Annotated in this window: 22 protein-coding genes and 1 pseudogene; 17 read left to right on the top strand and 6 right to left on the bottom strand. The window is 69.1% G+C overall.

Annotated elements, in window-relative coordinates:
• Positions 1–41: 41 nt before the first annotated feature.
• From D457_RS0109985 to D457_RS0109950, 8 genes are all read left to right on the top strand, one after another.
• Positions 42–4133: a non-ribosomal peptide synthetase gene (locus D457_RS0109985; RefSeq protein WP_017580522.1), complete on the top strand. Its 4092-nt coding sequence runs from the start codon at positions 42–44 to the stop codon at positions 4131–4133.
• A gap of 64 nt (positions 4134–4197) precedes the next feature.
• The gene (locus D457_RS0109980) at positions 4198–4404 is read left to right on the top strand and encodes an MbtH family protein (RefSeq protein ID WP_017580521.1); all 207 of its coding nucleotides are present in this window, start codon (positions 4198–4200) and stop codon (positions 4402–4404) included.
• A gap of 264 nt (positions 4405–4668) precedes the next feature.
• Entirely contained in the window at positions 4669–5706 is a 1038-nt protein-coding gene (locus D457_RS0109975) for a class I SAM-dependent methyltransferase (RefSeq protein WP_017580520.1), read from the top strand.
• Between the two features lie 399 nt (positions 5707–6105).
• On the top strand, positions 6106–7083 hold the full coding sequence (locus D457_RS0109970; RefSeq protein WP_017580519.1) for an ABC transporter substrate-binding protein: 978 nt from the start codon (positions 6106–6108) through the stop codon (positions 7081–7083).
• Between the two features lie 79 nt (positions 7084–7162).
• Positions 7163–7369: an MbtH family protein gene (locus tag D457_RS0109965; protein WP_026116507.1), complete on the top strand. Its 207-nt coding sequence runs from the start codon at positions 7163–7165 to the stop codon at positions 7367–7369.
• Between the two features lie 180 nt (positions 7370–7549).
• Positions 7550–8803 (top strand): enterobactin transporter EntS, encoded by a 1254-nt coding sequence (gene entS, locus D457_RS0109960; protein ID WP_039831153.1) that lies wholly within the window; start codon positions 7550–7552, stop codon positions 8801–8803.
• 39 nt (positions 8804–8842) lie between these two features.
• Complete coding sequence (locus tag D457_RS0109955; protein WP_017580516.1) at positions 8843–9649, top strand: siderophore-interacting protein; 807 nt, start codon at positions 8843–8845, stop codon at positions 9647–9649.
• Positions 9649–10053, top strand: a complete 405-nt coding sequence (locus D457_RS0109950) for a GNAT family N-acetyltransferase (protein WP_017580515.1) — start codon at positions 9649–9651, stop codon at positions 10051–10053. Before D457_RS0109955 ends, D457_RS0109950 begins: the two co-directional genes overlap by 1 nt.
• Positions 10054–10126: 73 nt before the next feature.
• On the opposite strand, the gene D457_RS0109945 is transcribed toward D457_RS0109950, so the two are convergent.
• Together D457_RS0109945 and D457_RS32280 are read right to left on the bottom strand one after the other, a co-directional pair.
• Entirely contained in the window at positions 10127–10321 is a 195-nt protein-coding gene (locus D457_RS0109945; RefSeq protein ID WP_017580514.1) for a DUF397 domain-containing protein, read from the bottom strand.
• Positions 10318–11171, bottom strand: a pseudogene (locus D457_RS32280) (DUF5753 domain-containing protein). Before D457_RS32280 ends, D457_RS0109945 begins: the two are co-directional and overlap by 4 nt.
• Positions 11172–11435: 264 nt before the next feature.
• On the opposite strand from D457_RS32280, the gene D457_RS0109935 reads away from it, so the two are divergent.
• From D457_RS0109935 to D457_RS0109910, 5 genes are all read left to right on the top strand, one after another.
• Positions 11436–11966, top strand: coding sequence for an ATP-binding protein (locus D457_RS0109935; protein ID WP_017580512.1), 531 nt, complete (start codon positions 11436–11438; stop codon positions 11964–11966).
• Positions 11967–12841: 875 nt separating this feature from the next.
• Positions 12842–14536, top strand: coding sequence for a polyprenyl diphosphate synthase (uppS, locus tag D457_RS0109925; protein WP_017580510.1), 1695 nt, complete (start codon positions 12842–12844; stop codon positions 14534–14536).
• Positions 14536–15147 (top strand): ABC transporter ATP-binding protein, encoded by a 612-nt coding sequence (locus tag D457_RS0109920; protein WP_017580509.1) that lies wholly within the window; start codon positions 14536–14538, stop codon positions 15145–15147. The genes uppS and D457_RS0109920 overlap by 1 nt, the downstream gene beginning before the upstream one ends.
• On the top strand, positions 15144–15920 hold the full coding sequence (locus tag D457_RS0109915; protein ID WP_017580508.1) for a hypothetical protein: 777 nt from the start codon (positions 15144–15146) through the stop codon (positions 15918–15920). Before D457_RS0109920 ends, D457_RS0109915 begins: the two co-directional genes overlap by 4 nt.
• Before the next feature lie 491 nt (positions 15921–16411).
• Complete coding sequence (locus D457_RS0109910; RefSeq protein WP_017580507.1) at positions 16412–16639, top strand: hypothetical protein; 228 nt, start codon at positions 16412–16414, stop codon at positions 16637–16639.
• 134 nt (positions 16640–16773) lie between these two features.
• On the opposite strand, the gene D457_RS34630 is transcribed toward D457_RS0109910, so the two are convergent.
• Positions 16774–17481, bottom strand: coding sequence for a DUF1990 family protein (locus D457_RS34630; protein WP_083926719.1), 708 nt, complete (start codon positions 17479–17481; stop codon positions 16774–16776).
• Positions 17482–17810: 329 nt separating this feature from the next.
• Between D457_RS34630 and D457_RS0109900 the strand changes: the two genes are divergently transcribed.
• On the top strand, positions 17811–18323 hold the full coding sequence (locus tag D457_RS0109900) for a hypothetical protein (protein ID WP_017580505.1): 513 nt from the start codon (positions 17811–17813) through the stop codon (positions 18321–18323).
• 19 nt (positions 18324–18342) lie between these two features.
• Here D457_RS0109900 and D457_RS34045 read toward each other — a convergent pair whose 3' ends face one another.
• Positions 18343–19218, bottom strand: coding sequence for a Gfo/Idh/MocA family protein (locus D457_RS34045; protein ID WP_083926718.1), 876 nt, complete (start codon positions 19216–19218; stop codon positions 18343–18345).
• 109 nt (positions 19219–19327) lie between these two features.
• Between D457_RS34045 and D457_RS0109890 the strand changes: the two genes are divergently transcribed.
• The gene (locus D457_RS0109890; protein ID WP_026116505.1) at positions 19328–20353 is read left to right on the top strand and encodes a LacI family DNA-binding transcriptional regulator; all 1026 of its coding nucleotides are present in this window, start codon (positions 19328–19330) and stop codon (positions 20351–20353) included.
• Positions 20354–20440: 87 nt separating this feature from the next.
• Here the strand turns inward: D457_RS0109890 and D457_RS0109885 are convergent, their stop codons facing one another.
• Positions 20441–20839 (bottom strand): VOC family protein, encoded by a 399-nt coding sequence (locus D457_RS0109885; RefSeq protein WP_017580502.1) that lies wholly within the window; start codon positions 20837–20839, stop codon positions 20441–20443.
• Positions 20836–21129, bottom strand: a complete 294-nt coding sequence (locus D457_RS0109880) for an ArsR/SmtB family transcription factor (RefSeq protein WP_017580501.1) — start codon at positions 21127–21129, stop codon at positions 20836–20838. The genes D457_RS0109885 and D457_RS0109880 overlap by 4 nt, the downstream gene beginning before the upstream one ends.
• A 187-nt stretch (positions 21130–21316) precedes the next feature.
• On the opposite strand from D457_RS0109880, the gene D457_RS0109875 reads away from it, so the two are divergent.
• Together D457_RS0109875 and D457_RS0109870 are read left to right on the top strand one after the other, a co-directional pair.
• On the top strand, positions 21317–21853 hold the full coding sequence (locus D457_RS0109875) for a class IV adenylate cyclase (RefSeq protein ID WP_026116504.1): 537 nt from the start codon (positions 21317–21319) through the stop codon (positions 21851–21853).
• Positions 21854–21956: 103 nt separating this feature from the next.
• Positions 21957–22652, top strand: a complete 696-nt coding sequence (locus D457_RS0109870) for a GNAT family N-acetyltransferase (RefSeq protein WP_017580499.1) — start codon at positions 21957–21959, stop codon at positions 22650–22652.
• Positions 22653–22734: the final 82 nt, after the last annotated feature.

Here is a 22734-nt window from a genome sequence, read left to right as displayed (position 1 = left end):
ACCCGGACCTCCACACCAGTACCGACAAGAAGAGGACACCCATGAACGCCAGCGCCAAGGGCCCGGGCGACATCCAGGACGTGCTCCCCCTCGCCACCCTCCAGGAAGGGCTGCTGTTCCACTCCGTCAAGGACGAACAGCACCTGGACGTCTACACCGTCCAGAACGTCTTCGAGTTCACCCGCCGGGTCGACGCCGCCGCCCTGCACGCCGCCGCGCAGACCCTCCTGCGCCGCCACCCCGCCCTGCGTGCCGGGTTCATGCACGAAGGCGTCGAACGCCCCGTCCAGTTCATCCCGCGCGAGGTCCCGGCGGCCTGGCACGAGACGGATCTGACCGACCTGCCGCCCGCCGAGGCCCGGCGCCGCTTCGAACACATCCGCGTCGGCCAGCGCGAACGCCGCTTCGACCTCGCCCGGCCGCCGCTCATCCGGCACGTTCTCGTCCACCTGCCCGAAGAGCGCGACGTCCTCATCCTGACCTTCCACCACATCGTCATGGACGGCTGGTCCGGCGAGCTCTACAACGCCGAGCTCATGGACCTGTACCTGCGCGGCGGCGACGACACCGGCCTGCCCGCGCCCCGCCCCTACCGCGACTACCTGGTGTGGCTGTCTCGGCAGGACCACCAGCGCTCCGTCGAGGCCTGGCGCGCCGCCCTCGACGGTGTGGAGCAGGGCACCCTGGTCTCGGCCGCCGACGCCGGAGACACCACGATCATGCCCCGCACCGTGGACGGGACCGTCGCCCCCGACCTGGTTGGCCGCCTCACCGCGCTGGCCCGAGAGGCCGGGGTCACCCCCAACACGCTCTTCCTCGCCGCCTGGGGGCTCGTCCTGCGTTCCCACACCGGCGGCGACGACATCGTCTTCGGCAGCACCGTCGCCGGGCGCCCGCCCGAGATCGACGGGGTGGACTCGATCGTCGGCGTCTTCTTCAACACCGTGCCGGTCCGGGTGCGGGTCCGCCCCGCCGAGACCGTCCGCGAGCTCCTCGTCCGCCTCCAGGGCGAACAGGCCGATCTGCTCGCGCACCACCACGTCAGCCTCGCCGACATCCAGGGCGCGGTCGGCGGACAGCGGCTCTTCGACTCGCTCTACGTGCAGCGCAACATCCCCCGCGACGACGAGCGCTACCAGAGCGTGCGCGAGCGGACCGGCCTGGAATCGGTCACCGGTAACGACGCCACCCACTACCCGCTGACCTTCGTCGCCCAGCCCGGCGAGGAGCTGCGCCTCAGCCTTGCCTACCGCACCGACGTGGTCACAGCACAGGTCGCACAGGACCTCTACGACCGGGTGGTGCGCCTGCTCGAACAGATCGCCGCGCAGCCCGACGCCCCCGTGGCCGACCTGAACCCGCTCTCCGCGCGCACCGCGAGTGCCGCCCTCACCCTGGGGGAGGGCGTTCGGCGCGAACTGCCCGAGACCACCCTCGCCGCGGTCTTCGAGGAGTCCGCCCGCCGCAACCCCGCGCGCACCGCCCTGGTCACCCGCGACGAGAGCCTCACCTTCGCCGAGCTCGACGAGCGGGCCGAACGCCTGGCCCGGCTGCTGGGCGGACTCGGTGTGGGCCCCGAGGTCCGGGTTGCCATCGCCCTGCACCGCTCCGCCGACTGGGTGGTGACCCTGTTCGCGGTCCTCAAACTGGGTGCCGCCTACGTTCCCCTGGACCTGGAGCACCCGGCGGCCCGGCTCGGGAACATGCTCGCCGACTCCGGCCCCCTGGTCACCGTCACCACCACCCGAGCGGCCCAGAACCTGCCGGGGGAGGACGCGACCGGGCGGAGCACCGGCGGACACCGCCTCTACCTGGACGACCCGCACACCCTCGACGCCCTCGCCGGGGCCGACCTCTCCCGGCCCCGGACCCCGGCCGCGCACCGGCCTGACCACCTCGCCTACGTCATCTTCACCTCGGGTTCCACCGGTCGACCCAAGGGCGTGGAGATCCCCTACCACGGCCTGGTGAACATGCTGGTCAACCACCGCACGGAGATCTTCGACCCGGTGGTCCGGGCCCAGGGCGGACGGGTGATGAGGGTGGCGCACACCGTGTCGTTCTCCTTCGACATGTCCTGGGAGGAACTCCTGTGGCTGATCGACGGCCACGAGGTGCACCTCATGGACGAGGAACTGCGCCGCGACTCCGCCGCCCTAGTCGCCTACTGCGCGACCCAGGACATCGACGTCGTCAACGTGACCCCGTCCTACTGCGGACAGCTCATCGAGGACGGCCTCCTGGGAACACCGGGGCAGGAGACAGCGGACCAGGACTCAGCCCGCGGCTCCGGAGCCGCGTCCGCTCCTGTCCCCGGCGCGCACCGGCCGCCGCTGGTCCTGCTCGGCGGCGAGGCGGTCAGCGCCACCGTCTGGGACACCCTGCGCGAGGCCGACAACGTGCTCGGCTACAACCTGTACGGACCCACCGAGTACACGATCAACACCCTCGGTGGCGGCACCGGTGACAGCCCGACCCCCACGGTGGGGCGGCCCATCGCCAACACCGACGTGCACGTGCTCGATTCGGCCCTGCGCCCGGTCGCCCCCGGCGTTCCGGGCGAGTTGTACGTGAGCGGCGTCGGACTGGCCCGCGGCTACACGGGCCGCGCCGACCTGACCGCCGAGAGGTTCATCGCCGACCCCTACGGCCCGCCCGGGTCCCGCATGTACCGGACCGGTGACCTGGTCCGCTGGGACGGCAACGGCCTCATCGACTACCTGGGCCGCGCCGACGACCAGGTCAAGATCCGCGGTGTGCGCATCGAACCCGGCGAGGTGGTGGCCGCCCTGGAGGAGTACCCGGACGTCGCCCAGGCCGCGGTGGTCGTGCGCGAGGACACCCCCGGCCTCAAACGCCTGGTCGCCTACCTGGTCCCCGCCGCGGGCGCCGACATCGACACCGACTCCCTGCGACGCGGTCTCCAGCGCGACCTTCCCGACGCCATGGTGCCCTCCGCCCTGGCCGTCCTGGACCGGCTCCCGCTCACCGTCAACGGCAAACTCGACGCCTCCGCACTGCCCGCCCCCGCCCACCAGGGCACCACGGGCCGCCCACCCCGCGACGACGCCGACCGCGCCCTGTGCGCCGACTTCGCCGCCGTGCTCGGCCTGACAGCGCAGGCCGAAGGCTCCGACCAGGCACTTCCCCTCACCATCGACGACGACTTCTTCGACCTGGGCGGCCACTCCCTGCTGGCCATGCGCCTGGTCGGCCGGATCCGTAAGCGCACCGGCCAGCGCCTGCGCGCGGGCGACCTCATCGCCGCGCCCACCGTCGCCCGGCTGCGCGACTACCTGGACTCCCCGCGCCGCGAGGACCTGCTCGCCCCGGTCCTGCGCCTGCGTGCGGGGGGACGCAGGAAGCCGCTGTTCTGCTTCCACCCGGCGAGCGGTTTCAGCTGGTCCTACGCGGGCCTTTCGCCCCACCTGGACAAGGAGCGGCCCATCGTCGGCATCCAGTTCCCGGGTCTGCGCGAGAACGAACTGCCCCCCACCATGGAGGAGCTCGTCGAGCGCTACGCCCGTCTGGTGCGCACCGTCCAGCCCGACGGCCCCTACCACCTGCTGGGCTGGTCCTTCGGCGGACAGATCGCGCACTGCCTGGCCACCCTCCTGCAGTCCGAGGGGGAGCGGGTGGCCTTCCTCGGCATGCTCGACACCTACCCCACCGACTCCGAGCCCGTCCTGCGGGCGGGCGGGGCCATGCCTGACGCCGAGGCCGAACAGGAGGCGCTGGACTTCCTGCTCTCCAGCTCCCAGCGCGAGCTGCCCTCCTGGCTGAGTAAGCCCTACAAGCGCGAGGAGGTCGTCGAGTTCATGCGGGACAGCGACGGGGTCTGGGCCGACTTCGACACCGCCACCATCGAGCGCGTGGTCCGGGCGCGCATGTACACCAACGAGGTCATGTACCGCACCGGATACCGGGCCTTCGAAGGTGACCTGCACTTCTTCTCCGCCACTGCCGAGCGCGATCCGAACTCGGGCATCACCGCCGAACTGTGGAAGGAGCACGTCCGCGGACAGGTGCTCGACACCCCCGTTGACCACCACCACAACGACATGACCGGCCCGGCCGCACTGGCGGTGATCGGCCCCGTTCTCGACCGCGTCCTGCGTGGGGATCGCGGCTGAGGCCGGGCCGGGAAAGCCCGCCGCCCGTCACGACCGTTCTCCGACCCCCGATGGAGGAGTCACCATGGCTGCTCCCTTCGACGACATCGAAGGCAGCTTCCTCGTCCTGGTCAACGACGAGGACCAGCACGCACTGTGGCCCGGGTTCGCCCGGGTCCCCGCCGGCCGGACCCTCGTCCACGGCCCCGTCTCCCGGGACGGGGCGCTGGACTACGTCAACACGCACTGGAGCGACCTGCGCCCCCGCAGTCTGCACGAGGCCACGGTCTGAACCAGGCGTTCCCCGGTCTGCCGGTGGGGGAGGGCGAGGCTGCTGGGCCGGGCCAGGGGCGCGCACGGCCGCGCTCGATGCGGATTTGTCGAAATGGCAAAAAAATCTTGTGCTGTTCCGTGCTTCACGAAAACCTCGGTCCCGCCCTGCCCCGCCCGCCCCCGTACACGGGACGGGCGAGGGGCGGCGGCCCGACCACGGTCCCGCCCCCGCGGGCGGCTCCGACCGACCGGACACACCGGATCGCACCAGAAGAGGACTCCCGTGAGGACGCCTGAGCACGACGACGCCCACCATGGATTCGACGAAGACGGCGAGGCCGCCGCACATCCTCCTCTGCCCCCGTGGGCGGGGCGGGATCGCGACCTGTCTTTTCTCGCCCCTGCCCGGGAACTCGTCGACTGGCGCCTGGCCCTGGCCTACGAGGCCGCGGCGGAGACGGGCATGCTGGACGTCCTGCCCGGGACCCCCTCGGAGCTGGCCGCCCGGTGCGGGCTGCACGAGGGCGCCCTGCGCGCCGTGCTCAGGGAATTGGCGGTCTGGGGGATCGTGACCGAGGACACCGCCGGACGCTACCGCGAAGGACCGCAGGCGCCCGCCGCACCGGACGACGCCGTGCTCCTGCGCCACGCGGCGACGATCCGCCGCTGGGCCGCCCTGATCCGCCCCAGGCTCGAGGTGCGCACGTATTTGCCCGAGGGCCTGACCGGTCGACCGCTCACCCCCAAGCCCACCGTGCCCAACCTGCTGGCCGTCAACGCCCGCCGTCTCACCCGGACCGTCGTCGACGTCTGCCTGGAGCGGTTCCCCGACGCCGAAAGCGTCCTCGACCTCGGCGGTGGACACGGCGAGCACGCACTGGAGTTCGCCCGGCGCGGCTTGAAGGCGACCGTGCAGGACCTTCCCGCGCTGATCGCCCTGGCGGAAGGGGACGAACGCCTACGGGACGCCGGTGTCGAACTGTTCGCGGGCGACCTGCACGCAAGCCTCCCCGAGGGGCCCTACGACCTGGTGTTCTGCTCCACCGTGACCAATATGTTCGACGGCCCCGCCAACGAGTCCCTGTACCGCCGGCTCCGGTCGGTCATCGCTCCCGGGGGAGGTCTCGCCATCGTCAGCTACATGGGGGACCGTGACCAGGTCACCGCGGCGTTCGGGCTGCAGATGCTGGCCTGGACCGACAGCGGGGACGCCCACGGTGTCGCGGACTACGAACAGTGGTTGGAGCGGGCCGGGTACGACCGCATCTCGGTGCGCCACCTGGAGCGTCCCCCGCAGTCGGTCGTCCTCGCCCGGCGCTGAAAGGGCCGGCGGCCCGGGGCGCGGATGCCCGGCCGTCCCGGTGCGCTCGGCGCCCGCGTCACGTGCGGGGCGCGCTCCGCGGCCGGGGCCGGTGCGTCCCCCTGACCTGCCTTGCTTCGCCCCGCACCGGTCTCCCGGTACACGAAGGGATCCTGTGCGTTGCACAGGGCCGCGTGCACGGCGGCGACACGGGCGGGTGGGCGAGGCAAGCCTCACCTAAGAAAAAGTCGACCCCGGGTTCCCATAGGGAATAAGGCAAGGCTAGCCTTAGTGATGCTTCGTGTTCCTCCCCGTTCACAGGGACATGAGGCCCCATGACCCATGCCTCGGGTAGGCCCCGCGCCAGCCCGGCAGCCCCTGAACCCGACCCCGCTCCCCACTCCCACGAAAGCGAACACCGTGACCCAGCTGACGACCCACCTCCGGGGCGGCGCCCTCACCGCCAGCGGCCTCGCCCTGCTCCTCGCCCTCACCGCATGCGGCGATGACTCCTCCGCCAACGAGGCTGGAGCGGCCGAGGAGACCACCACGGTCGAGACCGACTACGGCCCCGTCGAGGTCCCGGTCGACCCCGAGCGCATCGTCGCCCTGGAGTTCGGCAACGAGGTCGTCGTCGAAGCCGGAATCACGCCTGTTGGCGTCATCGACCCGAACCCCAGCCTCTACACCCCCGAGCAGCTGAGCGTCCTCGAGGAGGCCACGGTCGTCCAGGAGATGAGCCTGGAGCTCAACATCGAGGCCATCGCCTCCACCGACCCCGACCTCATCATCGGCGGGGTGCGCGAGATCAGCCACGGCGACTACGAGAAGCACTTCGAGGACCTCTCGCAGATCGCTCCCACGGTCCTGTTCGACTTCGACGGCGCCGGTCCCGAACTGCGTGACATGAGCATCCAGCTCGCGGAGGCCATCGGCAACGCCGAGGGCGCTGAGGCCGAGAGGGACCGCTACCAGGAGCGCGTCGCCGAACTCAGCGAGACCTACTCCGACCAGCTCCAGGACAACACCTTCGCCGTGGTGTTCGGGGTCGACAGCGAGTTCTCCGTCGTCAACACCAACGCCTGGGGCGCCTACATCCTCGACGAGCTCGGTGCCCGGTCCACCGCGGTCGTGGAGGAGGCCGACGGCGACTTCGCCACCCAGCAGTCCTACGAGAACATCGACAAGCTCGAGGAGGCCGACGTCATCTTCTACGAGACCGACGTGTCCTACGAGCCGGACCCCTTCACCGCCGAGCTCCTCGACCAGGGCCTCTGGCAGAGCCTGCCCGCGGTCGAGAACGACCAGGTCCACCCGCTGCGCTACAGCTTCTCCCGCACCTGGGTCCAGGCCAACGACGTCCTCGACCAGGTCGAAGAGGTCCTCCAGGACCTGTGATCCCTCCGGTACCGGCACCGGAGCACCACCCCAGGACCCCCAGGCATCCGTGCCCCGCGACACCAACGAAGGAGTCACCATGACCAACCCCTTCGACGACATCGAAGGCAGCTTCCTCGTCCTGGTCAACGACGAGGACCAGCACTCGCTCTGGCCCGGGTTCGCCCAGGTCCCCCAGGGGTGGACCCCCGTCCACGGCCCCGTCTCCCGTGACGAGGCACTGGACTACGTCAACACGCACTGGACCGACTTGCGCCCGCGCAGCCTGCGCGAGGCGCTCGCCTGACCGGTGTCTCCGACCGGCGCCTGAGCCCAGGGACACCGGGACGGTGTGGTGGAGCCCCTTTCGCCCGGGGGCTCCACCAATCCCCGTTCCTGAGTACCGCCACTCCCCGGACACCGGCATCCACCGTCCGCCACAGCACCCATGCCACCCGTGAAGGACCCCGTGAAACTCTCCCAGCTGATGGTCGACATCAGCCCCCTGCGCCTGAGCCGCGAGTTCAGGATCGTCTTCGTCGCACGGCTCATCTCCATCTTCGGGCTGGGGTTCGCGGCCGTCGCGCTGCCCATGCAGGTCTACGGGATCACCGGCTCCTCACTGCTGGTGGCGACCGTCCACACCACCTCGGCCGTCAGCGTCCTGGCGGGCACCCTCGTCGGCGGCATGCTCGCCGACCGCGGCGACCGGCGCCGCCTCATCGTCATCGGGCGGGCCTCCGCCGTCATCGGCTTCGGCGTCCTGGCCGTGAACACCCTCGCGCCCGCCGAACCTTGGCTCTGGGTGATCTACGCGGTCGCCGCCTTCAACGGCTTCTTCGGCTCCTTCAGCGCCGTCGCCCTCCAAGCCGCCGCACCCGGTTTCGTACCGCGCGACAAACTCCCCGCGGCCGGGGCCCTGCTCGCCCTCAACGGCGAACTCGGATCCGTGCTCGCGCCCGCCCTCGGCGGCATCATCATCGCCACCGCGGGCATGGGCGGCAACTACGTCATCACCGCCCTGCTCTCCCTCTTCACCACCATCCTGGTGTGGCGGCTTCCCCGGCTCGAAGCCCCGGAGGAGAGCCGGACCCAACCGGCCCTGGCGGCCCTGCGCGAAGGGGGCCGGTTCGCGTTCGGACACCGCGTCGTCGGCCCGCTGCTGCTCCTGGGCTTCGCCCAGATGCTGTTCGCCGCACCCCAGGTACTCATCAACGAGTTCACCGACAAGGTCCTCGGCGGCGGCCCCACCATGGTCGGCCTGCTGTACACGGCACCCGCCGTCGGCGCGCTCATCGGCTCGCTGACCAGCGGCTGGGCCGGACGGGCCCGACGGACCGGCACACTCCTGCTCGTCGCGGTCGCCCTCTGCGGTCTGGCCGTCCTCGGCCTCGGGACGAGCACCTGGGCGCCGGTCGCCTTCATGTTCCTGGTCTTCCTCGGCTTCGGCCAGGTGGTGGAGGAGATCCTGCGGTACGCCCTGCTCCAGTCCCACACCCCCGACCACCTGCGCGGACGCGTCAACTCGGTGTGGACCGCGCAGTCCACCGTCGGCGATTCCGCCGGGGCCCTCACCCTCGGCGGGCTCGCACCGCTCATCGGAGCGGCGGGCGCCATGATGGCCGGGGGAGCGCTCACCGTCGTCAGCGTTGGAGCGCTCGCGGTGGCCTTCGCCGGGCTGCGCACCGCCCGCGTCCTCCAGGAGCCCGAACCCATCCCTCAGAACCAGTCCGAGCAGTAGTCCGACAATCCCCACACCGCAGTAGCCCTAGGAGAAGCAGTGACCCACGAACGCCTCATCGAGATGTACCCGCTCAAGCGACGCGTCCTCGAAGTGGCGGACGTCGAGCGCGTGACCCCCCGCATGATCCGCGTGCACCTGGAGGGCCCCGACTTCGAGGGCCTCCAGAGCGACCACTTCGCCGACCACGTCAAGCTCTGGTTCCCCAACGAGGCCGGAGAGCACGTGCTTCCCGTCGTCGAGGACGACCGCTGCCTGAACTTCCGCGCGGACGGGGTCGTCTTCCGCGACTACACCGTGCGCGCCCTGGACACCGAGGCCCAGCGGCTCACCATCGACTTCGTCGCCCACGACCACGGCCCGGCCGGCCGGTGGGCGATCAACGCCGAGAAGGGCGACCAGCTGGGCGTACTCGGCCCGCGCGGAACCGCCTACATCACCGGGGACTTCGACTACCACGTGCTCCTCGTCGACGAGACCGCCCTCCCGGCCGCCGCCCGCTACATCGAGGACCTGCCCGAGGACGCCAAGGTACGCGCCTTCTTCGAGGTCGTCGACGCCGACGAGGAGCAGCGGCTCAAAGCACCCAAGGACACCGAGATCACCTGGCTCCACCGGGGAGAAGCCCAGCCCGGCAGCACCGACCTGCTGCTGGAGGCCTTCCGGGCGCTGGAGCTGCCCGAGGGAGACGGTTTCGTCTACGCGGCGGGGGAGGCCGACACCCTCAAGCCGATCCGCCGCCTGCTGAAGGAGCGCGGGTTCGTACGCAACGAGACCTGTGAGGTCGACGGCTACTGGCGCCGGGGCACCGCCAACCTCGACCACCACGAGGAGGACGACGAGTAGTGCCCACGCTGGTGGAGGTCAGGGTGAGGTTCCCCGTCGACGACGAGGAGCTCTCCCTCCTGCACGCCGAGGCCTTCGGCCACGAGTTCACTCTAGTTCCCTGGGCCGAGCGGCTTCAGCGCCACAGCCGATCCTGGGCCGGTGCGTTCAGCGGCGGCCGTCTGGTGGGTTTCGTCCACGCCGTGTGGGACGGCGGAAAACACGTGTTTCTGCTGGACACCGCCGTCGCCTCGGACCACAGGCACCGGGGGATCGGCGGGCGCGTCGTCGCAGCCCTGACCGAGGACCTCCGCGACCTGGGCGCCGAGTGGCTGCACGTGGACTACGAGCCGCACCTTGAGGAGTTCTACCGCGAGGCCTGCGGTTTCGAACCCACCCGGGCGGGCCTGCTCCGGCTGGGGTGATGCGGTCTCACAACTGGGCCCCGGAACCATTTCGACGGTTCCGGGGCCCAAGGTGTTGAGGGGGCGGCGGGGCTCAGTCGGCGCGCGGAGCCTTCACGGAGGAGACGAAGGCGTTCCAGCTGCCTGAGGCGAAGGTCAAGTGCCCCAGCTCAGGCTGCTTGGAGTCCCGCACTAGTGTCCTGGACGAGGCCTCAGCGACCTCTACGCAGTCCTTGCCGCCACCGCTGTAGCTACTCTTCCGCCAACGTTCGGACACGACGTCACTCACCCGTAACTCTCCTCAGCTAGCTTCTCGATCAGCGCCTGGGACTCTGTGGGGTTCAGCGCCGCATCGGAGGTATGCGCGGCACTCACCCTATACCGGGCCAGGTCACCGGGGTCTTCCACGTACACGTCACCGAAGAGGCCTTCCTGGTAGGCAACAGGAGTGTCTTCCACGTCGGGGAACTCGAAGAGGGTGAACTGGCCCCATTGGCCCATGTACAGACCGGCGTTCAAAGGGACGATCCGGATGGTGATGTTCGGTCGTTTCCCAGCTCAACCAGTTGCGCTAGCTGATCCTTCTGTACTGCTTCCGGGCGAACCCCTCGGCGCAGAGCGATCTCGTCCAGCACCGCCACCACCTGGGGTGGTTCCTTCCGGGCGAGGATCCCCTGGCGTTCCATCCTCGCTGTCACCTGACGTTCGACTTCCTCTGTGGTGGCCTCAGGAACCATGGTGCTGATGACGACTCGCGCGTAGTCCTCGGTTTGGAACAGGCCCGGAAGCTGACTGGGGGAGTAGATGCCGATTCGGGCCGCGTCGTTCTCCATGACGAAGAAGCTCTCACCCTGGTACAGATCCCGATAGGCCAGCCACCACCCGCGTTTCCACGCGTCTTTGCCCAGCTTGAAGAGTGATTCTCGCTCTGGTGAGCGAACCCCGTACAGCTCAAGCAGTTCGTCGAGGTCGTCAAGGATCAGACGGCTCTCACCGCGTTCGATGCGGTACAGCTTCGTCTTGTGCCAGCCCAGCTGTCCAGCGACGTCTTCAGGGCTCATCCGCCGCTCGTCACGAAGACGCTTCAGCTCGCGCAACAGCCGCTTCCCCCGGACTGACAGGCTGAGCCGCGTCCTCATACTCACTCCACTCGGTGTGTCGTTCGATGTACGTCGGCCCATCTTGCCAGCCCTCAACTTTTCGCGTGAACTAAAAATGCGACGAACTATTAAAGATTCCTTGCGCTAACACTCTGCGGTGTTGATGATAGAGACCAAGCGCACGGCCGGGGCTGGCTTCTCGAACTTCCCTGCCCTGTGCGCCAAACAAAACGGCCCTGGCCGGGTGCGCCTACACCCGGCCAGGGCCTGAGCCCACAACCTGTTAGGAGCAGGTGCGGACCTATGTACGAGCGTAGTGCTTACAAGCCTCCCTCCCCGAACCGGCCCGAACCCCATCGCCACCTCGGCCGCTTCCCCCGGCACGCCGTCTCCGTCAAGGAGGTGCGCGACTGGCTGCGACGGCGGATGAACCTCCGGCCCGCCTCAGCCCGGATACCCGCACCCATCACCGAGGACGCGCTGCTCATTACCAGCGAGATCACCACCAACGCCCTGCTGCACTCGCCCCCGTCGGGCCAGCGCGGGGCGTTCGTCGTCTCGGCGTTCTTCTACACCCACTGCATGCGCGTCTCCATCCGTGGCGGGAGCACCACCCGAACCCGCGCACCTCACCTGCGCGTGCTCCCGGCCACGCCCGATGCCGAACACGGTCGGGGACTTCACATCGTCAACGCCCTCGCCAGCACCTGGGGCAGCGAGCACACCCGCAACGGTTCCGCGGTGTTCTTCACCCTCGACTGGGAGTCTCCGGACCCGCTACCGAAACCCGGTTCCTTCGCTGTGCTCACCAGTCCGCCCCTGGGCCGGGGGTGAGGATGGTCGGCTACAGCGTCTTCCCAAGCCAAGAGATCCAGCAGCTCCGCAAGGAGTTCCCGCACCACCTGATCTACGAACTCCACAACCGAAACGGCAAACCGGTCTTCGTGGCGACACTTCTCCGCCGGAGCTGCCCATGCCCGCCTGACCTCGTCACCGCTCCTACTCCCACCGCTCTGCGCGAGGCCCTCGCTCCCATCCGCTAACAGCAAGGGCCGGGCGATATCACCCCCGCCTGGCCCACTAAGGCCCTCTATCATGTGATTCGGTGCAGGGCCGAGATCTCGGAGACCGTGGCTTAAGGCTAGGTTGCGGGAAGATAACGGCCCGCATTGTCGCAGGTCGTTAACTGTGAGCCCCGCGCACGCGGGGATGGACCGCCCCGGGCCTCAGCCCGAAAGCGCACGACCACGTGAGCCCCGCGCACGCGGGGATGGACCCAGCGCTTAGGGGCGTCGAATCGGTTCGGCCAAGTGAGCCCCGCGCACGCGGGGATGGACCCGGAAGAAACAGATTGACAGTCGTAGCAGTCCCGGAATCCCATCGAGGGCGCAAGCCCGGCCTCCGTGGCTCGGCCGGTGAAGGCCCAAGGCCGCCTTGAACCCCCGTGATCGGAGTGACCACCGTCCCCGGCCCCGGTCGGCGGTTTTCGATGGCCCTCCTGGGCGCGTTCGTGGCCAGAGCAGTGGGGAGAGCAGCCCTGAAGACCACCGTCCGCAGTTCTAGGCGGGCATGGAAACCACTAGGCTACTCTTCGTGATTATTCAACTCCCCTCAGTTTTGTCCGGGATGTGGGTGCAGGCGGCCCCCCTCGCTGGAAACGGTTCACGGGTGCGAGGGCGCACTCCCGCGGCCACCGCGCAGGACCAGCGATGAGCGGGTACACGAGGACGGGTTCCCCGCTGATCGCGGAGCGGGGCACCGACACCTACCTTGCGCGTGCCTTCGAGGTCTGCCGCAGGATCCACACGGGTGCGGACCACCTCTCTCCGCAGGTCGTCGATTTGCTGCCCGCCCACAAGCGCCCCTACGTACACGCACTGGTCGCCTTAGGGCTATGGGCCGATCGGCTGGCCGACGAAGGGGAGGTCTCCGAGCGTGGACCGGCCCTGGCCCGTTTCCGCACCGACATCCTGACCGCGCTGGCCGACGGACCCAACACACCCGTCCGCCTGCCGCCGGTCCAGCGCGCCATGGTCCACACGGTGCGGGCGTGGGACATGTCCGTACCTGTGTTGGAGGAGCTTCTCACCACACTCGAACAGGACAGTCGCCGACCGCCCGACTTTCCCGGCTTCGCCGACCTACGCGGCTACATGCGCGGTACGAGCGGCACCGTCGGGGAGTTGCTCGGCACCGTGTTGGAGCCGGTCAGGGAGGACGCCCCGGAACTCATGTCGCTGCTGGGCGAAGTCCTCCAGTACATCGACATCCTCCACGACCTGCCCGAAGACCTCGAACAGGGCCGCTGCTACCTGCCCCGCCAGGACCTGGAGCGGTTCGGCCTGGACGCGGACGGCCTGATCGGTGCGCGCGGCACGAACGCCTATCGGGAACTGATCGCCCTGCAGGTGCAGCGGGCACGCGGACTGCTGGACCGGGGGCAGGAGGTGGTCGATGCCGCGCACCCTTCCAGCCGTCCCTTCCTCGCATCCATGGTGGCCGGGCTACGAACGGGCCTGGACGAGTGCGAGTACCTTCCAACGGGCCTACCGGGTGCTCCACAGCGAACAGCCGTTCCCGCCCGGTTGTCACAAACCCGAGAGACACCTGTCGGAGTCTTGCCACTCGTCCCCAGGCTGCGGCGACGGCGATCCTCCGTCCCGTCCCCGGACCCCGGGGGCCCTCCCGTCACGGTCCCCGAGCACGTGGCCGTGATCATGGACGGTAACCGGCGGTGGGCCCGGGCACTCGGGCTGGCCGCCGTGGAAGGGCACTCGGCGGGAGAGGAGGCGATCTACCGTCTGGTGGACGCCGCCGGGGAGCTGGGCATCAAGTACGTGACCACCTTCGCCTTCTCCACGGAAAACTGGTTGCGCCCTCCCGAAGAAGTGTCCTCATTGTTCAGGATGTTCACCCGGGGCGTTCCGGGGTTGGCCGGGCGCCTGCACGCCCGGGGCGTTCGGATGCGCTGGTGCGGCCGCCGTGACAGGGTCGAGGCGGTACTCCGCGAACGGCTGGAGTGGGCCGAGGAGCTGACGTCGGGCAACAGCGGGGTCACGTTCACGTCCTGCCTGGACTACGGAGGCCGCCAGGAGATGGTGGACGCGCTCAAACGCACGGCGGCCGAGGCACTCTCGGGGCGGCTGGACCCGACGCGCATGACGGAGTCCGGCCTCGCCGAGTACCTCTACGATCCCGACCTGCCCGACGTGGACCTCCTGATCAGAACCGCCGGCGAGCAGCGCACCAGCAACTTCCTGCCCTGGCACACCGCCTACGCCGAGATCGTCTTCGAGGACGCTCTCTGGCCCGACTTCGACCGCTCCCACCTGGTACGCGCCGTCAACGCCTACGCGGGACGGCGCAGGAGCTTCGGCGGCACCCTGAGCGAGGAGAGCGTCTGATGCTGCGTGTGGCGGACGTGCACAAGGCCTTCGGGACGAGACGTGTCCTGCGCGGGGTGAGCCTGCGGGCCGCGCCCGGAGAGCTGGTGGGGGTCGTCGGCGAGAACGGAGCGGGCAAAACCACCCTGCTGCGGATCCTGTCCGGTGAACTCGCGCCCGATTCCGGCCGGGTGCGGGTCGAGGGTCGGATCGGCTATTGTCCCCAGCACTCGGTGACCAACCCGGAGCTGACCGTGGACCAGCACCTGCGCTACTTCGCCGTCGCCTACCGGTTGCGCCGCCTGGACCGGGCTCGCGCCCTCATCGGCCGACTCGGGTTCGAGCAGTACGGTGCCACCCGGGTCCGGCACCTGAGCGGCGGAACACGGCAGAAGCTCAACCTGGTCCTGTCCCTCATGCACGACCCGGCCGTCCTCTTGCTGGATGAGCCCTACCAGGGCTTCGACTGGGAGACCTACCTGCGGTTCTGGGAGATCTCCGCTGAACTGCGGGCCCAAGGACGCGCCATCGTGGTCATCTCCCACCTGGCCCACGACGTCGACCGTCTGGACACCCTGTACCAGTTGCGTGCGGGCACGTTCGAGCAGAGCGACCTCGGGCGCAGCCGGTGAACGCCTATCTGGTGGCGACCCGGTACTCGCTGTTGGAGCTGGCTCGCAACCGTCTCGCGGTAGTGGTGCTGGTCTGCCTCGTACCCCTGTTGATCTGGTTGGTCGACTCGGTGGTGACCGGGGAACCCGTCGAGTTCGTGCACCGGTCCACGGACACGCGGATCCAGGCGCTGGGGCACCAGGTCACGGCCCTGGGCTGTGTACTCAACCTGGTGTCCTTGCTGGTGGGGTTCGCGATGTTCACCGCGGCGCACCGCTCGGCGGACTTCGATCGGCGCCTGGCCCGGGTGGGCTACCCCCGCACGGCGCTCATCCTGGCCAAGCTCACCATGCTGGTGGTGGCCTCGGCAACGGTCAGCGGTTACGCCACCGCCTGGACTTCCCTGCACTGGACCGCGGAGCAACCACTGGGGCTGTGGGCGGGCCTCTTCCTGGGCGGGACGGCCTACGGTGCCATCGGGCTCTTCCTGGCCCTGTTCCTACCGGAAGAACTGGAGGGCACATTCGTGATCATCGTGGCGACGGTGATCGACAACGCCCTGCAGAACCCCATCATCAACCCGACCGCGGACGCCGACGCCGTTCTCCTCCTACCCGGGTACGGAGCGATGCAAGTCTGTGTGGCAGGGGCTTTCACCGATACCGTCCCGCTCACATCTGCACTCCTCAGCCTGGGGTGGGCGGCGCTTTTCGGAGCGGTCGCCCTAGGGGCATTCGCTGCACACACGCGTGACCGCACACCCCAGAGGGTGGGCGGGCCGCCCCGAATCTGAGCGGCCCTGTCCGGGGCGGAACCCGCCCCGGACAGGGAGGTGAGGGGAAGGACCGGGGCTCGCGGCCCAGTTTCGGGTCAGGGCGGGCAGGCGGCGCAGGGCCTCGGGCAAGGGCCTGGCCGGGGCGCTCTCACTGAAGGCAAGCGATGCGGACCCCTGCCCGGGTTCGACGTGATTCGCAGGTTCTGGGTGATCGAGGGCTCATGGACTCGGTTCCGTGAGCACGCCCACTCGCCGTCGGCGTTCCGCCGCACCAGGGTGTCGTGACCGAGCTGAATGTCGTTGACGTCGATGAGGGCATCGTCCTCGCGCTGCTCGGCCCGCACCTGGTGACCGGCTGCTCCCCGTGCACGCGGGGGTGAACCGACCACCACGGTCCGGTGAATGCGTCTCCGCCATCCGGGACACGATCGCAGCCGTCGGCGCGGCGGAGCCCGCAAGGCTTCGGTGCAGTGAGATGTTGGAGGCCCCGTCCCCAAGGAGGTCAGCGCATGAGGCTTCGGGTGTTCATCCGCACTTTGTCGGGCAAGAGCTACGAGACTACGGGTGACCAGGTCGCTCGCCCCGGTGACGGTGAGAACCGGCAGAAGGTGATCCGGCAGCTCACGGAGAAACTACAAGCAGGACACCCGGTCACCTTCACCGACTCCGACGGGGAGTGCTACATCATCCCGCCAAACGCCGTCGAGGTCGTCACTGTTCAGGACCAGCAGGACTGACTGGCAAGCGGAGGGCTACTGCCCTGCTCTTCTGATCGTTTCCTGGGCCCGCCCGGCAGCCCACTGACCTCCGTTGGCGTCCCCACCTGCCGGGCGCGGGAGGTACGCGCGCCCCAGCCGGGCCGCCGCCGGACTCAGCCCTTCGGTGCCAGCGCCTGTAGGTACCGGTCGGTGATCCGGTGCTGCACCGCACGCGAGAGCGGTGATGCCAGTCGGCTCCACCACAGGGCCGGGGCGGAGAAAGCCGTGATGGAGAATCTGACGTTCCCCACCGTGTCGATCTCGACGCAGAACAGTTCCTCGCCGCGCTCGGGGTGGCCGTCGAGGGTGCCGTAGGCGAAGCCGCGACGTCGCGGCTCGTCCACCGTGTAGATGACCCGGCACGGGGCCTGCACACGCAACGGTCCCATGCCCAGTTCCAGCACCACATCGGCGCCTACCCTTGCCCGACCACTGCCGGACCGCACCGTCAGGCCCGCATCGCGATGCACGTCCCAGCACATGAGCGCCTCGGCCGCAGCGTGGAAGTCGTCCATGCCCCGCCCCGCAGGACCTGTCTGGCGAAGGTGCTTGTAGCCCGAAGGAAGAGTCAAGGCGCGTGTTGCTCCTACCTCCGAGTAGCTGTAGTCGCCGCTGGTGCGCCCGGCTGCTTCTTCGTTGTGCGAAGCGTCGTTCCCAGATGTGATCACCGTGCTATTCGACCGGTGGTCGCAACAGCCCGTCAATACTTTGAACGCGGGTCGGCGTCCGCCTGGGCTCGCCACGGCGCGGACCAGGGCGAAGCGTTCGTCGGGCGTGGCCCCGGCCACGCCGGTTTGGGTCTGCTTGATCCGGCCCGCCATATCGGATCCGGGTCCGTTGGTGTTGCGGGTGTTCCCAAGGTCGGCAGCGGGGAGAGGACGAAAGCGCCAGCAGTTTCAGAGCCAGGGGTCAGCGATACGCCCCCGTTGTGAGGGTCACCGCGCGGGCTCTGTCGCCCTGAAAGGGCGATCACCTCGCGTGTGGGGGAATAAGGCACCAGCAGCCGATCGCGGCACACATTCCCCTACGGCCACTACAGGCCATCCGCTTCACCGGAAGGCGCAGGCAGCCACATCGGAACTAGTGTTTGACGTAAGTCGCTCTGACACTGGGGTGCCGGGGTGTTCACCTCTTTGAGGAGGCGTTCCCCATGCCTACCTGGCTCAAGTTCACTATTGTCACCGTCGTCGTGGCGGTCCCGGCCTTTTTGCTCGCTCCGATGGTCTTCCCTCCCGCGGAGGGCGGACCCGAGCCCACTTCCGGCCAGATGGCCAACTTCATGGCGTTGGGGGCGTGGGACGCCATCCTCCTGGGCCTCGGTGTCGCCGTGGCTGTCTTCGGGTGGCCCTACGTCCGCCGAGCCTTCCCCGAATCGACGGGTACCGCCGTCGCCGTGTTCGCCAGCTTTGTCTTTCTGCTGGTCAGCTGGTGGCCGCACATCGGCTTCCACATGTCGATCGGGCACGACCTGAACGCGCTGATCATGGTCGACTACGCCTTCCACGTGCCGACGGGGATCGCGACCCTCATCCTCGTGTGGGCCGTGTTCAAGCTCGGCACCGAGCGGTCGGTGCGGGCCGCGGGGATGGCCGACGCGGCGCGGGCGCCCTCGTGGGGCACGGCAGGCGCCCATGAGGCCAAGAGCCACAGGCACCAGGTGTGAACCGTAGGGTCCGGACCTTCTAAGGTCCGAGGCCAGCCCGAAACCGTGGCCCAGTGATGAACCGGGCCACGGTTTCGGCATGGGAAGGGCAGGTGCCGCGGGACCGCGCCATTGCGGTTTCTTCGTCTGGTCCCCTGACCCCGTACCGATCCTGACCTCTTACCGGTGGCGTGGTTACCGCGGGCGGAGCGCGTCGCCTGAGCCCCTGAACCCTGCGTCCCTGAACCCTGAGCCCCTGAGCGGTCCGGGAGTCCCGGTTTCCAGGAGGGTCCACGAGCCCGGGGGTCACTCGCCGGTGTCGATGAAGCTCTCCACCTTGGCCATGAACTGTGCGGCGGCCTGTTCCGGTGTCAGCTCGCCGAAGGTCAAGGTCCTGCGCGATCCGGTTGTTGATGGTCACGACCTCGCCCGCGCCGACCGGCGGCGGATTGCTGTCCACGACGCTGTCCTCGATCTCGGCCATGAAGTCGCGCAGGTGTTCGGCTCCCGAACCGAAGCGCTGCTGGAACACGTAGGAGGCGAAGGGTCCCTGTTCGTCCTCGTGGGCGAGGACCTCGTCGTACTCCGCGGGGGAGAAGGCGGGGGGTTTCTCGCACCAGACCCAGGCGCCCGCGTCCAGGCTGGCGATCACGGCCTCCTTATGCGCGATCGGTGGTGTGCACACGATCACCAGGTCCGGGAACTGCGCGCGGAGCATGTCCGCGACGTCGGTGTAGCGCCCGGGCACGCCCCACTCGTTCGCGGTGTCCTCCAACAGGGAGTGGTCGACGTTGACCAGCGCGACCAGGCGGACTCGTTCGCGCAGTGCGGCCAGGTCCGGCAGGTGTCTTCCGCGGCTGATGCCGCCGCAGCCGACCACCGCTACTCGTCGCGGTGGTGAGGGGGGAGTGACCATGGGGGATCCTCGTTCGGAGGAACAAAGTGAACGTTCACTTTTTCTGTCGCGCTAAGGTAATGAGCATCCGAGAGCATTGTCAACACCCCCAGACGACAAGGACCTCCCCGTGGCAGAACCGAGCGTGACGCGGTCGAGGCCGACCATGGTGGACGTCGCACGTGAGGCCGGGGTCTCCCACCAGACCGTTTCGCGGTACCTGCGCTCGGGCGGCGCGGGGCTGAAGGAGGCGACTCGTGTGCGCGTCGAGTCGGCGATCGCCGAACTCGGCTACCGCCCCAATCTCGTGGCCCGGTCCATGCGCACGCGTAGGACCGGTCGGCTGGCGATTCTGCTGCCGGAGGTGAGCTTCCCCAGTCCCAACCGGGTGATCGCCGGCGCCGCCGCGGCCGCACGCGAGGAGGGTTTCGTCGTGGAGGTGCTCAGCCTGGAGGGCGGTACCGCCGCACGAGCGGAACGTCTGACAGAACTCCGGGACTCCGGTCAGGTGGAGGGGATCCTCGCCCTGGCCCCGGTCGCGGCTGGTAGCGGACGCCGCCACGGTGAGGGTCCGGCGGTGGTCGTGTCCGCCGACTACGACGACCAGATGAGGGGGCTCGGTGAGATCGCCGACGGCTCTGCCGTGCGCGCGCTCGTCGCGGGTCTGGCCAGGGCCGGTCACCGTCGTTTCCTGCACGTGGCGGGCCCACCGGAGTTCGCCTCCGCCCGGGGGTGCAGGAGGTCCTACCTGGAGGCGGTGGAGGAGTTCGGCCTGGAGTCCTACGGGGTGGTCGAGGGCGACTGGTCGGCCGCCTCGGGAACGCGGGCCGTGCGTGCGCTCCCGGTGGACAGCGGCGTCACCGCGGTCATCGCCGCCAACGACGTGGTGGCCGCTGGTGTGGTGCGCGGAGCGATGGAACGGGGCTGGAGCGTGCCGGGCGACCTCAGCGTGACCGGTTGGGACAACGACCCGGTGGGAGCCTGTATGCCGCCCTCCCTCACCACGGTGGATGTGGATCTGGAGGAGGTGGGCGCCCGCGCCATGCGGCGCCTGGTCTGCGCTGTCCGCGATACGCCCCCGCCGAGGGAGGGGGAGTCGCTCCAGCGGGTGCTCTGGCGCGAGTCCACCGGCTCAGGGCCTTTCCTTGCGGGTTGACCCGTTCCGTGGTCCCCCGCGCAGCGCCGGGCCGTCGTCCCGAACACCGGTCACACCCGGTCGGTGTCGGGTGGAGTTCGCTTCGGCCTAGCCCTCCTGCATGATCTGGATGAGGTTGCCACAGGTGTCGTCCAGCACCGCGGTGGTGACCGGCCCCATCTCCAGCGGTTCCTGGGTGAAGCGGACACCGAGCTCACGCAGACGGTCGTACTCGGTGTGCACATCGTCCACGGCGAACTGGGTGGCCGGAATGCCGTCGTCGGCCAGTGCCTCGCGGTACGGTCCCACCGCGGGGTGGCCTGAGGGCTCCAGCAGCAGTTCGGCGCCCTCCGGGTTCTCGGGTGAGACCACGGTCAGCCAACGGTTCTCCTCCGAGGGTTCGCCGAGGGGGACGTCGTGCTTCTTCACGAAGCCCAGCACGTTCGTGTAGAAGTCCAGGGCCTTGACCTGGCTGTCCACGAAGACGCTGTTCAGGTGGATTCTCATGGGCTGCTCTTTCGTTCATCGGGCCTGAGCCACCGCTCGGTGATGTGCCTCAGTGGTTCCGGGTTCATGTGGTGGAACTTCTGGCGCCCTTCTCGTCGGCTCTCGACCAGGCCGGCGGTCTCCAGGACGGCGAGGTGCTGGGAGATCGCCTGCCGCGACATGCTGACCGCGTGTTTGCTGACCAGTCGCGCGCAGATCTCGAACAGGGTCTGTCCGGACCGCTCGGAGAGTTCGTCGAGGATCTTCCGGCGGGTCGGATCGGCCAGAGCTTTGAAGAGTTCGTCGGACACAGTCCGACTATAGGCAAGTGTTTGCTTGCATATCAATCTCTGGTCTGCACTTTTTCTATCAAGACCGGGTCTTCGTCGATGCACCCGACAGCTGGGCCGGGTGCCTTCGGCGGCGAACGCGGCACATACGGCGGGCTGTCCCGGTACGCTCGCCGGGACGGTGGGGCCGAGGCGCTGGGGATACGTGTTGCGGGAAATCGAGACGAAGTACCGTGTGGTCGACCTGGAGGCGCTGCTGGTCGCGCTCAAGGAGGCCGGGGTGGAGATGAGCGCTCCTGCCTACCAGGACGACCAGGCCTACGCGCCCGCCGGGTGGGAGCCCGCACACGGCAAGGTCGGGCACACCTTCGCCCGGCTGCGCACCCAGGGCGGTACCCACACCATGACGACCAAGACCCCGCTGGCCAACCCCATGGAATGCGTCGAGTACGAAACCGTGGTGGCGGACCGCGAACAGATGCACGGTGCGCTGCTGGCACTGGGATACGAGCCCGCCGTGCGCATCGTCAAGGACCGCCGGACGGGGCACGCCGGGCCGATCGGTGTGTGCGTGGACGTCGTCGAGGGCGCCGGGGTGTTCGTCGAGCTCGAGGTGCTCGCCGACGACGATCGTGATGGACCCGCCGTCCAGGACGAACTCGACGCCTGGGCGCGCGGGCTCGGCGTGGAGTTGGAGCGCACCACCGACACCTACGACGTGCTCGTGCGTCCCCCCGCTCCCTGAGAAACCGTCCCGAGATCCCCTTGCCCCATGGGGAATGTCACGGGGTTCACGGCTCCTGCCTGCGGTACTGTACCGTCCAGACGGTTAATTGAGGGGGAGAAGAATGGGCAACGGGACCCAGCGCAAGGACAGAGCCCAGGTCAGGGCCGCGGGAGCCTCGGACGTGGTGGAGGTGGCCCGGGTCCTGGGTCGGGCCTTTGAGCAGGATCCGGTCAACGCGTGGATGTTCCCCGACCCCGATGAGCTGCCGCGCAGGTCCAGGCGGCTCTACGCGATCGAGGCGGGGTTCGAGTACCTCCCACACGGGCGGGTGGAGGTCGCCGAGCTCCACGGACAAGTGGTCGGCGCCGCGATGTGGGGTGACCCCGAGGCATCGCGGACGGCCTCCGCGATGGCCCTCCTGCGCTCCGCCCCGCACTTCGCCGGGCTCTTCGAACCGCGCAGGCTGCCCGTGATCATGAAGGGGATGGGGATGCTCGGGGCGAGCGCGCCCAGCACCCCGCACTGGTACCTGTCCGAGCTCGGCACCGACCCGGACGTGCGGGGCGCCGGAGCCGGGGTCGCCCTGCTGCGCTCCGGCCTTCGCCGCGCGGACCAGAGCGGACTCCCCGTTCACTTGGAGTCCAGCAAGGCCGAGAACCTGCCCTTCTACGAGAGGTTCGGGTTCCGCACGACGGAGGAGATCACCGTCCCCGAAGGGCCCACGCTCTACGCGATGCTGCGCGAGGCGGGCACGGGCGAGAGCGTTCCGGCGGGACGGGCAGCGGACAGCGCCTCCCGTCCTCAGAGCGCGCTCTGAGTCTGACCGGGTTCCTGTTACTCCGCCGTACGTCCGCAACCCCTCTATCCCGCGTGATCTTGCTACCAGTAGCAAGTTCGGC

This window comes from Nocardiopsis valliformis DSM 45023 (assembly GCF_000340985.1).
GTDB classification, from domain to species: Bacteria; Actinomycetota; Actinomycetes; order Streptosporangiales; family Streptosporangiaceae; genus Nocardiopsis; species Nocardiopsis exhalans.
This window is presented reverse-complemented; position numbering and strand designations above follow the sequence as displayed.